11 protein-coding genes are annotated in these 10,923 nt (G+C 64.0%); 6 read left to right on the top strand and 5 right to left on the bottom strand.

The genetic code is table 11. The features are described from left to right. The first annotated feature begins 191 nt into the window (after positions 1-191). Together hemB and FJ471_RS15595 are read left to right on the top strand one after the other, a co-directional pair. Positions 192-1,223, top strand: a complete 1,032-nt coding sequence (gene hemB, locus FJ471_RS15600) for a porphobilinogen synthase (protein WP_140804466.1) — start codon at positions 192-194, stop codon at positions 1,221-1,223. A 152-nt stretch (positions 1,224-1,375) separates the two neighbouring features. After that, positions 1,376-2,023 carry a dihydrofolate reductase family protein gene (locus tag FJ471_RS15595; protein ID WP_140804464.1) on the top strand — a complete coding sequence of 216 codons (648 nt, stop codon included), beginning with the start codon at positions 1,376-1,378 and terminating at the stop codon, positions 2,021-2,023. 178 nt (positions 2,024-2,201) lie between these two features. On the opposite strand, the gene ppk2 is transcribed toward FJ471_RS15595, so the two are convergent. Continuing rightward, positions 2,202-3,122 carry a polyphosphate kinase 2 gene (gene ppk2 / locus FJ471_RS15590; protein ID WP_140804462.1) on the bottom strand — a complete coding sequence of 307 codons (921 nt, stop codon included), beginning with the start codon at positions 3,120-3,122 and terminating at the stop codon, positions 2,202-2,204. Between the two features lie 259 nt (positions 3,123-3,381). Here ppk2 and FJ471_RS15585 point away from each other — a divergent pair, with 259 nt between their 5' ends. Next, complete coding sequence (locus FJ471_RS15585) at positions 3,382-4,425, top strand: aldo/keto reductase (RefSeq protein WP_140804460.1); 1,044 nt, start codon at positions 3,382-3,384, stop codon at positions 4,423-4,425. Between the two features lie 37 nt (positions 4,426-4,462). Here the strand turns inward: FJ471_RS15585 and FJ471_RS15580 are convergent, their stop codons facing one another. Together FJ471_RS15580 and FJ471_RS15575 are read right to left on the bottom strand one after the other, a co-directional pair. Further along, entirely contained in the window at positions 4,463-5,434 is a 972-nt protein-coding gene (locus FJ471_RS15580) for a glycosyl transferase family 90 (RefSeq protein ID WP_140804458.1), read from the bottom strand. A 115-nt stretch (positions 5,435-5,549) separates the two neighbouring features. Continuing rightward, positions 5,550-6,215, bottom strand: coding sequence for a GntR family transcriptional regulator (locus FJ471_RS15575; RefSeq protein WP_140804456.1), 666 nt, complete (start codon positions 6,213-6,215; stop codon positions 5,550-5,552). A 116-nt stretch (positions 6,216-6,331) separates the two neighbouring features. Here FJ471_RS15575 and FJ471_RS15570 point away from each other — a divergent pair, with 116 nt between their 5' ends. Both FJ471_RS15570 and FJ471_RS15565 read left to right on the top strand, forming a co-directional pair. Then, a complete protein-coding gene (locus FJ471_RS15570; protein ID WP_140804454.1) occupies positions 6,332-7,579 on the top strand; it encodes an MFS transporter in 1,248 nt (415 codons plus the stop codon). A 38-nt stretch (positions 7,580-7,617) separates the two neighbouring features. Then, positions 7,618-7,992: a DUF423 domain-containing protein gene (locus FJ471_RS15565; RefSeq protein WP_140804452.1), complete on the top strand. Its 375-nt coding sequence runs from the start codon at positions 7,618-7,620 to the stop codon at positions 7,990-7,992. Positions 7,993-8,206: 214 nt separating this feature from the next. On the opposite strand, the gene FJ471_RS34800 is transcribed toward FJ471_RS15565, so the two are convergent. Next, positions 8,207-8,350 (bottom strand): hypothetical protein, encoded by a 144-nt coding sequence (locus tag FJ471_RS34800; RefSeq protein ID WP_181167102.1) that lies wholly within the window; start codon positions 8,348-8,350, stop codon positions 8,207-8,209. A 174-nt stretch (positions 8,351-8,524) separates the two neighbouring features. On the opposite strand from FJ471_RS34800, the gene FJ471_RS15555 reads away from it, so the two are divergent. Beyond that, entirely contained in the window at positions 8,525-9,604 is a 1,080-nt protein-coding gene (locus FJ471_RS15555) for a LacI family DNA-binding transcriptional regulator (RefSeq protein ID WP_140804448.1), read from the top strand. Between the two features lie 54 nt (positions 9,605-9,658). Here the strand turns inward: FJ471_RS15555 and opgC are convergent, their stop codons facing one another. After that, on the bottom strand, positions 9,659-10,858 hold the full coding sequence (gene opgC / locus FJ471_RS15550; protein ID WP_140804446.1) for an OpgC domain-containing protein: 1,200 nt from the start codon (positions 10,856-10,858) through the stop codon (positions 9,659-9,661). Between the last annotated feature and the right edge of the window lie 65 nt (positions 10,859-10,923).

The raw sequence follows: 10,923 nt of genomic DNA, 5'->3' as shown, positions 1-10,923 counted from the left end.
GGGGAGAGGTGGCTCGGCGAAGCCGAGACGGAGAGGGGAGCAGCTTACGAAAGCCCCTCTCCGTCCGCTTCGCGGACACCTCTCCCCGCGTGGCGGGGCAAGGAACTTGCACCCAGAGCTGGCACAATCGTGTCGCATTGGTCAGCGGCGGAGACGCGTGGTAAAAGCCGACCCAAAAGAGAGTTTCGGCCATGAACAAATTCACCCCCGCAAAACCTGCCGGCGCGCGCAGCGTCGACGAGATCACCGGCAGCCGGCGGCTCAGGCGCATGCGCAAGGCCGACTGGTCGCGCCGGCTGGTGCAGGAAAACCAGCTTTCGGTGAACGACCTGATCTGGCCGATCTTCGTCATCGACGGCAAGAACACGCGCGAGCCGATCGCCGCCATGCCGGACGTCTATCGCCTGAGCGTCGACCTCGCGGTGAAGGAGGCCGAGCGCGCGGCCAAGCTCGGCATCCCGGCGATCGCCACCTTCCCCAATGTCGAGCTTGCGCTGCGCGACCAGACCGGCTCGCACATCCTCGACCCCGACAACGTCATCAACCGCGCCACGCGCGCCATCAAGGACGCGGTGCCGGAGATCGGCATCATCACCGATGCCGCGCTCGACCCGTTCACCAGCCACGGCCATGACGGCATCCTGCGCGACGGCATCATCGTCAATGACGAGACGGTGGAGCAGGTCACCGCGGCCGCCGTCATCCAGGCGGCGGCCGGCGCCGACATCATCGCGCCGTCCGACATGATGGACGGCCGCATCGGCGCCATCCGCGACGCGCTCGACGCCAACGGTTTTCAGGACGTGGCGATCATGTCCTACGCGACGAAGTTCGCTTCGGCCTTCTACGGCCCCTATCGCGAGGCGGTCGGCACCGCCGGCCTGCTCAAGGGCGACAAGAAGACCTATTACATCGACCACGCCAATTCCGATGAAGCGGTGCGCGAGGCCGAGCAGGACCTCGCCGAAGGCGCCGACATGCTGATGGTCAAACCCGGCCTGCCCTATCTCGACATCATCCGCCGACTGAAGGACGAGCTGCAGATGCCGACTTTCGCCTATCAGGTGTCGGGCGAATATTCGATGATCAAGGCGGCCGCCGCCAATGGCTGGATCGACGGCGAGAAGGCGATGCTGGAATCGCTGCTCTCGCTGAAGCGGGCGGGCTGCGACGGCGTGCTGACCTATTTTGCGCCGGTGGTGGCGCAGATGCTGAAGGGCTAAGCGCCTGGCGATAAGCCCTTTGCGATCATAGTCAGTTGACGTCACCAGCCTGCAGCTGAACCCACTCGATCCGAGAACAACTGTTTGCAATCTGCAATCGGTTAGGATAGTCCATAACCGCTTGCAAAAAACAATTGGTTGTGGAGACGATCATGTCCAAGCTGCGTGTCAACGCTTTCACCTTGTCGCTCGACGGTTACGGCGCAGGTCCCGATCAGACCCTCCAACATCCACTTGGCGTCGGCGGCGAGAGCCTGCACAAATGGTTGGTCACCACCCGGACATTCCACCAGATGGTGATCGGCAAGGACGGCGGCGCGACCGGTGTCGACGACGACTTCGCCATCCGCAGCTTCGAGAATGTCGGCGCCTACATTCTCGGCCGCAACATGTTCGGGCCGATCCGCGGCGAATGGCCGGACGACAAGTGGAAAGGCTGGTGGGGCGACAACCCGCCCTATCATGTTCCGACTTTCGTGCTCACCCGTTACAAACGCGCGCCGATCATGATGGAAGGCGGCACCACCTTCTACTTCGTCACCGACGGCATCCACTCGGCGCTCGAACAGGCTAAGGCCGTGGCCGGCGGCAAGGATGTGCGGATCGGCGGCGGCGTTTCGACTCTCCGGCAATATCTCCAGGAACGTCTGATCGACGAGATGCATCTGGCAATCTCGCCGGTGCTGCTCGGCTCGGGCGAGAATCTTTTCGCCGGCCTCGACATGGTGAAGCTCGGCTATCGCTGCACCGAGCAAGTGGCGACGGCGAACGCTTTGCATGTGACGATCGGGCGGGCGTAGCGCCCTTTCCTTCTCCCCTTGTAGGAGAAGGTGGCCGAGCGAAGCTCGGTCGGATGAGGGGTGCTCCAGCTTGGCAACAAGCTGAAAATCGCCACCGCCTCATTCCGTCCAACACCCCTCGTCCGTCTCGGCGCTGCGCGCCGATCCACCTTCTCCCACAAGGGAGAAGGGAGACGCCTCAATACTTCTCCGGCACGTAGAGCTCGCGCGGCAGGACCTGGCGCTCGTAGGAGGGGTTGAAGACGCGGTCGGGCAGCGAGATGTCCTCGTGCGGAACCTCCTCATATGGCATCTGCTGCAACAGATGGTCGATGCAGTTCAGCCGCGCGCGCTTCTTGTCGTTGCCCTCGACGATGAACCAGGGCGCTTCCTTAATGTTGGTGCGGGCGAAGGTCTCTTCCTTGGCCTTGGTGTACTGCTCCCAGCGCACGCGCGACTGCAGGTCCATGGGCGACAGCTTCCACTGCTTCATCGGATCGTGGACGCGCATCAGGAAGCGCATCTGCTGTTCCTCGTCGGTGATCGAGAACCAATATTTCACCAGCGTGATGCCGGAACGCACCAGCATGCGCTCGAATTCCGGCACGTCATGGAAGAATTCCTCGACCTGATCCTGTCCGGCGAAACCCATCACCCGCTCGACGCCTGAGCGGTTGTACCAGGAGCGGTCGAACAGCACGATCTCGCCGCCGGCCGGGAGATGCGGCACGTAGCGCTGGAAATACCATTGCGACTTCTCGCGCTCCGTCGGCGCCGGCAAGGCCACGACGCGGGCGATGCGCGGGTTCAGCCGCTGCGTGATGCGCTTGATGACGCCGCCCTTGCCGGCGGAATCGCGGCCCTCGAAGACCACCACCAGCTTCTTCTTGTGGTAGGCGACCCATGACTGCAGCTTGATCAGCTCGGACTGCAGCCTGAGCAGCTCGCGGAAATAGGTCATGCGCTCCATGGAAGGCGGATGCGACTTCTTGTAGATCTTGGCGATCTCGAGCGAGAGCGCCGGTTCGGAAATCTCAAGCTCATAGTCCTCGTCGAGCGTGTCCTCGAGCTCGGCTTCGAGCCAGTCCTTCGCCCCGGAATTCGGTTTCAGCTCATTCATCGCGCAGCTCCGTCTCCTGTCAGCCATCGTCGCTTCGGAACCCGTGCCTGCTCCGGACGGACATTCCTTAAGCCGACTGAGATACAGAGCCGCAATGACGGTTTTATTGCAATCGACCGGCAGCCGGCATCGATATGGAAGATATGTGATCGACCCGTATCGATGGCGGGGCGACAAGCGGCGCGAATTGTCCTACAAATCCCCTCGCCTCTTCCGGCGCCCGCCACGGCGCTTCTTCAATCAAATCGCGAGGACCGACATGGAATACCGCACGCTGGGCCGATCCGGCTTGAAAGTCTCGACATTGACGCTTGGCACGATGACCTTCGGCGGCGCCGGTCCGTTCGCCGCCGTCGGCAATTCCGACCTCGCGGAGGCCAGGCGCATCATCGACACCTGCATCGACGCCGGCATCAACCTCATCGACACCGCCAATGTCTATTCCAACGGCCTGTCGGAAGAGATCATCGGCGAGGCGCTTGGCGGCAAGCGCAAGAACGACGTGCTGATCGCCTCGAAGGCGCGCATGCGCATCGGCACCGGCCCCAATGACGAAGGCCTGTCGCGCCACCATCTGATCCGCGAGTGCGAAAAGAGCCTGAAGCGGCTCAAGACCGACGTCATCGACGTCTATTTCGTCCACCAGTGGGACGGGCTCACCCCGGTCGAGGAGACGATCGCGGCGCTCGACACCTTGGTCAACCAGGGCAAGATCCGCTACATCGGCTGCTCCAACTGGTCGGGCTGGCAGGTGATGAAGGCGCTTGCCGTCAGCGACAGCCGCCATCAGGCCCGCTTCGTCACCCAGCAGATCCACTACACGCTGGAAGCGCGCGAGGCCGAATACGAATTGCTGCCGATCTCGGTCGACCAGGGCCTCGGCGTGCTGGTCTGGAGCCCACTGGCGGGCGGGCTGCTCTCGGGCAAATACACAAGCGATAGCCCGACCGCGCGCCAGCTCGGCGGCTGGAAGGAACCGCCTATCCGCGACGAGGATCGCCTGTGGCGCATCGTCGACGTGCTGGTCGATATCGGCAAGGCACGCGGCGTCTCAGGGGCGCAGGTGGCGCTTGCCTGGCTGCTCGGCCGTCCGGCCGTAAGCTCGCTGGTGATCGGCGCCCGCAACGAGGCGCAGCTCAAGGACAATCTCGCCGCGGCCAGCCTGTCGCTCTCCGAGGAAGAACGGCAGCGCCTCGACGTGGTCAGCCGGCCGCCGGTGCTCTATCCCTACTGGCACCAGCAGTTCACCGCCAGGGATCGCTTCGGGCCGGCCGACAAGGTGCTCGACCGCTCCCACGCTTAAGGCGTTTCACCGTTTCAAAGAAACGGCAGACGGCTTTTCAGCCGGCGATAAAGCGCCAGACTTCCGGATCGGGCTTTATCTGCTCGCTCAGCACGAAATATTTATAGAGGACGAGCAGCGAGATCGCCTGCTCGTCCCGTTCATTGCCGAATTTGCGGCAATAGGCATTGGCGGCGGCCGTTATCCGCCCCGCCTCGGCGGGATGCTTTTCGAAATAGGCCACCTTGTCGACCAGGTCGGAGAAATCCGGCTGCAGCGGCACATAGTGGACATTGGGCTCGACCTGGGCTTCGGCAAACCAGGTTTCGTAGGTCGGCTTCGGCATCAGGCAGAGCGAATTGGAGCTCATGATCCATTTCAGGTTCGTCGCGACGTCATTGCCTTCGAGCGAGACGATGTAGCGATACTGTCGCTGCTGCTCGATGTTCAGGAACGGCTTGCGGTATCCGTCCGGCGCGTCGGGCTTGTGGGAACCCGCGTCGCAAAACGGCAGGTCAGCGGCCTTTTCCACGAAACGGGTGCGAAGCGGATTGTTGAGATGCCCCCGCCAGACCACCATCGGCCGCTTGTCGGCGAAAGACAGCTTGTCGGGCGGCATGTAGAAGTGGCGGAACTTGTTCAGCTTCATCAGCACGCCGTTGGCGTTGTCGTCGCCGATGGGGCGGTCCTTGACGATCCTCGGCACCTCCGGAATGCCGACGACATCGCCATATTCGAAATCGATCAGCAGGCCGGGATCGAAATAGCGGGCGAATTCCTTGAGATCGTAATAATACATGCTGGAAGCGGGCGGCAGCTTGCCGACGGCTACAGCGTCCGTGCTGGGCACGAACGGGTGTTCCAGCTTGTTGTAGTAATTCAGTCGCTCGCGAACCGTCTTGCCCGAAAGCCTGGCCTGATCGAGCCGGCTGGCCAGGCGGTCTCGGAACAGGGATTGCGGTGCGCGGTCACGCGCGAAATTGCGCGCGTAATAGAACAGCTTTGCGGCGGTTCGTGAGAGTGTGGCCATGCGTCCGCGAATTCAGCAAGATGGTCAATGGTAGTCTGCCTTCATCCCCCTCGTCTCCTACAGCATTCTCCCGGCCATGTTGCAAGCCTGCTAATGCGAATGGCCACACGACATCTTACGCCGCGACCACGGCAAATCCCCGTGCGCGCAAGCCGCGCCGGTCGTCATGCAAGGAGGTGACAAGCCGACCGCGGCTGCCGGCGATGTGAGCGGAAAGCAGGCGCGCCGCTTCGTCCGCGTGGCCGGCCTTGACGGCGACAAGGATGGCATGATGTTCGGCCCAGGCGCGGCCGAGCGCCTTTTCATCGCGCACCTCCAGCCAGCGCGCCCGCGACAGCCTGGTCATCGCGTCGCGAACGGCCCTGAGCAGAAACTCGTTGCCGGAAAGCCTCGCCAGCTCGATGTGGAAATCCATGCCGACGCGATGCCATTCCTCGCGCGGCGTCTCGGCGTCGCAGGAATCGAGCATCGCCGCGATCACCTCGATGCCGCCACGGTCTTCGAGCGCCGCCGTCAGGCGAACCGCGGCGACCTCGACCGCCTCGCGGTAGACGGCGATCTGTCCGAGTTCGGCGAGGTTGATCGGCGCCACAGTCCAGCCACGGCCGTCGCGGCCGATCAGCCCTTCGGTTTCCAGGCGCAGCAGCGCCGCCCGCACCGGCGTGCGCGAGGCGCCGAACCGGCTCTCGATCCAGCGCTCGGTCAGCCGCTCGCCAGGCCCGATCTCCAGGCCGAGGATCATTTCGCGAAGCTGCCTTTCGACGTTTTGCATCTGCGACATTGTCGTCCCGCTTTCCGAAGCCGCATTGACAGCGGCAAGTGTCAGGTCCATGACGAATACCGGCTTGGTATCCCAAGTTGGTATCTATAACAACCCCAGCATTTGGCATGCGTGACATGACGCCCAACGAATCCGGACAGAGCGGCTTCAACATCCATTGGCGGCGCAACCTCGCCGTCTGCTTCGCCGGCTCGTTCAGCACGCTCGTCGCCATGACGCTGCTGCTGCCGTTCCTGCCGCTTTACGTCGAGCAGCTCGGCGCCGAAGGCCATGCGGCGATCGTGCAGTGGTCGGGCATTGCCTATGGCGCGACTTTCTTCGCGGCGGCACTGGTCGCGCCCATATGGGGACGGCTGGGCGACCGCTATGGCCGCAAGCTGATGCTGGTGCGCGCTTCGTTCGGCATGGCGATCTGCATGTCGCTGACCGGCATGGTTCAAAGTGTGTGGCAACTGGTGCTGCTTCGGCTGCTGATCGGCTTCGCCGGGGGGTATTCGTCGGGCTCCACGATCCTGGTCGCCATGCAGGCGCCGAAGGAGCGCTCGGGCTGGGCGCTGGGCATGCTGGCGGCGGGCATCACCGCCGGTTCGCTGGTCGGCCCGCTGCTCGGCGGCTTGCTGCCGCCGCTGATCGGCATCCGCGCGACCTTCATGCTTTCCGGCGCCGTGATCTTCCTGGCCTTCCTGGCGACGACTTTCCTGATCAAGGAGAATCCGCCGGCGCCCAAGCCTGTCTCGGCGACGAAGCCGAAAAGCGGCTGGTCGCAGATTCCCGACAAGCGGCCGATCGTCGCCATGCTGACCACCGGCATGCTGCTCGCTTTCGCCACCATGTCGATCGAGCCGATCATCACCATCTATGTGCAACAGCTCGTCGAGGACCAGAGCAAGGTGACCATGGTCGCGGGCGTCGTCATGTCGGCGGCGGCGCTCGGCACCATCCTGTCCTCATCCTGGCTGGGGAAGCTGGCCGACCGTGTCGGCCACTGGAACGTCGTGGTCGGCGCCCTTGCCGTCTCGGCATTGCTGCTCATTCCGCAAGCCTTCGTCACCAATGGCTGGCAGTTGATCGGCCTGCGCTTCCTGATGGGCCTGGCGCTGGGCGGGCTGCTGCCCTGCATCACCAGCGTCATCCGCCACAACATCCCCGATGGGATCGGCGGCAATGTGCTTGGACTGGCGATCTCGGCGCAATATGTCGGCCAGGTCGCCGGGCCGCTGTCGGGTGGTTTCGTCGGCGGGCATTTCGGCATGCGCGCGGTGTTTTTGGGCACATCGGTGCTGATGGCGCTCGGCGCGGTCTACAACTGGATTGTCCAGTCGCGCCGCGCACGGCATATGCTGCTGGAGGCCGGCGAGTCCTGACCGGCGCATCCGCCCAACCGCAGCATGGAGGATCCAGGATGAGCCTTACCGGGCAAGCATCAGACGGCGGGAGCCGCCTCCTCGTGCTGGCAGCCGGGCTTGTCGGCGCCGCCGGCGTGGCGCTGTCGGCTGCCGCCGCGCATCGCGGCGGCGCCTTCACCGGCACCGCCGCCAACTTCCTGCTGATGCATGCGCCGGTGTTCCTCGCCATCGGCCTTGCCGGCGGCAACCGCTGCCTCAGGATCGCCAGCATCGTCCTGCTCGCGGGGCTGCTTCTGTTCTGCGGCGATCTGCTTGCCCGCAATTTTTTCGGTGCGCGGCTGTTCCCGATGTCGGCGCCCATCGGCGGCACCCTTCTGATCGCCGGTTGGCTGGCGATCGCTGTCTCGGCGCTGTGGCGCCCGCGACCCTGATCTATCTTTGGCCTGAATTATCTTCGGCCGAAACGCCGCTCGCGCTGGCGCACAGGCAATCCGTCCACGCAGCGCCGCTCAGGTTGCTCGGTTCCGCGCGTGATGCCCCAATAGTTGCGATAGATGTCCTGAAACAGATGGCCAATCGGATGTATGGCTGCTCCTCCTTTGAATTGAACCGATCCAATGCGCTGGCGTGCAATAAGGCTGCAGATCAGCCGCGCTTGCGCTCCACGAGAAAGCGCGGCGCGCGCCTCCATGGACTCGACCTGCCGCGCCGCTTCTCGCTGACGATGACCGAGGCGATGCCCCAGTCGTTGCGGTATATGTCCTCGAACAAATAACTCACCGGATGCATGGCATCCTCCTGTCGAAATCCGCTCCGCCACGAAGCAGAACTTGGATCGATTCAAATCATAAACCTCATTTGCCCGGCGTCAACCGAAATTTGAATCGATCCAACAAAAATGTTAGATGACCGGCAGCAATTCAGCGGTCATGTTCGTGGCGTGACCGGATTCGGAGGAACGAGATGGCATCACTCCTCGAAGGCCAGGCAAGACCGATCAGGCTGGCCGACATCGCCAAGGCCGCCGGGGTCTCGCATGGCACGGCCTCGAATGTCTTCAGCCGGCCCGAGATCGTGCGCGCCGAAGTGCGGGAGCGGGTCAAGGCTGTCGCGGAGCAGATGGGTTATGCCGGACCGGACCCTAAAGGCCGGCTGCTGCGCGCCGGCAAGGTCAACGCCATCGGCGTCGCCACCACGGAGCCCCTCTCCTATTTCTTCGACGATCCCTTCGCCCGCGTGATGATGGCCGGCATTTCCGAAGCCTGCGACGCCACCGGCGCCGGCATCGCGCTGGTCTCGGCCGCCAACCAGGAAAAGCTCGCCTGGAACATCCAGAGCGCGCTTGTCGACGGTTTCGTGCTGTTCTGCATCGAAGGCGGCTCGCGCCTCGTCGACCTGACGCGCGAGCGCAGGCTGCCCTTCGTTGCGCTGGAGCTCGGCTTCCAGGACGAGACCGTATCGGCGATCGGGGTCGACAATGTCGCCGGCGCAAGGCTTGCCGCCCGCCACCTCGCCGAGCTTGGCCATCGCCGCTTTGCCGTCCTGTCGCTCGGCTTCGCCGACAACCGCACCGGCTTCGCGACGCCGGAAGCGGTCCGCAGCGCCGTCTACACCGGAACGCGCGATCGCCTTGCCGGCTATTTCGAGGAGCTTTCCCGCTTCGGCATCGATACGGCGAAAATCCCGGTCTATGAGACCGAGAACGAGGAAAAGAGCACCAGGGCTGGCCTTGAGGCGATCTTCGCCACAGGCGAACGGCCGACCGCCATCCTGGCGATGTCGGATCGCATGGCCCTGATCGCCATCGACTGGCTGATAGGACGAGGCCTCAACGTTCCCGGCGATGTCTCCATTGTCGGCTTCGACGGCGTGCCGGACGGCGCGCTGTCGACGCCGCCGCTGACCACGATCGCGCAGCCGATCACCGAGATCGGCCGCCGCGCCGCGCGCATGATCCTCGACCATGACGGCGCGGTGCGGCGCGAGACGATGGGGGTCGAGTTCGTCGTCAGAGGCTCGACCGGTCCGGCACCGAAAGCCTGAGCAAGCTCGGATGGTTCCGCGCGGATAGGCCGGGCACTTTTCCTTGCAGTGCGGTCAATAACCACCCGCCCTCGCTGGCAGCGGCTGTGCACCGAAGGGCGCACGCGCAGGCTCCTCGCGCACCGCCTTGGCGCGGGACGAGGGGCCGAGGCCAGCGAGCCATTCGAGGTAGAGCGCAAGCGCGAGCTGCATGGCGATGCCGGCCGCGATCAGCAGCGTGTCGTAGGCGAGGCCGCCCGGATTGATCAGCTTCAGAACCTGCGCCGCCATGGCAAGCAGCGTGCCGGCGATGAACACCGGCAGGGAGCGCTTGCCCAGGATCGCCAGCGGATTGTCGGGCCGGACGCGGAAGAAGTTGGAGACCGCCGGCAGCACCACGATCAGATAGCTGACCGACAGGATGTGCAGGAGCCTAGGCAGCGACAGGAAGGTCTTGTCGAAGCCGCCGATCACCACCGGCAGGTTGAACCACGTGATCTGCCCCCAGAGCGGGCTGTGCACCCAGATCGCCGCGCCGACGACATAGATGCCGGCAGCGCCCAACAGCCAGGGATTGACCGGGATCCGCCCGCCCCGCTTCACATGCAGCATGGCGGCAAGGCCGATATTGAACAGGAACTGCCAGGACAGCGGGTTGAGGAACCAGAAGCCGGGCTCGGGATAGTTCGGCGGCGCGATCTGCCAGATGCCGGCCACGAGCCAGAGCAGGCCGGACACGATCAGCGCCGGCACCGGCCGGTAGCTGACGAACAGCACGAAGGCAGGCGCCGCCAGAAGCAGCGCCGCATAGACCGGCAGGATGTTGTTGTAGCCGAGCTGATGGCCGAGCGTGACGATGCCGAGCAGCACCTGCGGCGTGTTCTTCATCAACGGCTCGATGTTGATCATCGTCAGCATTTCCGGCCGGTGCACGAACAGTGCGGCAGCGCAAAACAGCGCGATCACCACCATCGTGATGACGATGTGGGAGATGTAGAGCACGCCTGCGCGCCGCCACATCTTCAGGGTCGCGAGCAATCGGCCGCCCGGCTTGAACTTCGTGCCGTAGGCCAGCGCCACCGAGATGCCGGAAAGCAGCACGAAGGCTTCGGCCGCGTCGGAGAAGCCGAAATTCTTGTAGGTCCAGTTCTCGAAGACCGTGCCCGGCACATGGTCGACGAAAATGGTGAGCAGCGCGAGCGCGCGCAGCACGTCGATACGCGTATCGCGCTCTCCGATACGCTTGTCGCGATCGTTAGGGACAGGGGTGGTCATCGACAAAAGGCCTCAAAGCTGGTTGTTCATAGCCAGCAAATGCGACCCCCGGGGCGCACCGCTTC

The organism is Mesorhizobium sp. B2-7-1 (assembly GCF_006440735.1).
Classification (GTDB): Bacteria; Pseudomonadota; Alphaproteobacteria; order Rhizobiales; family Rhizobiaceae; genus Mesorhizobium.
The sequence above is the reverse complement of the archived record's forward strand: the minus strand, read 5'-3'. Positions and strand labels throughout refer to the sequence as shown.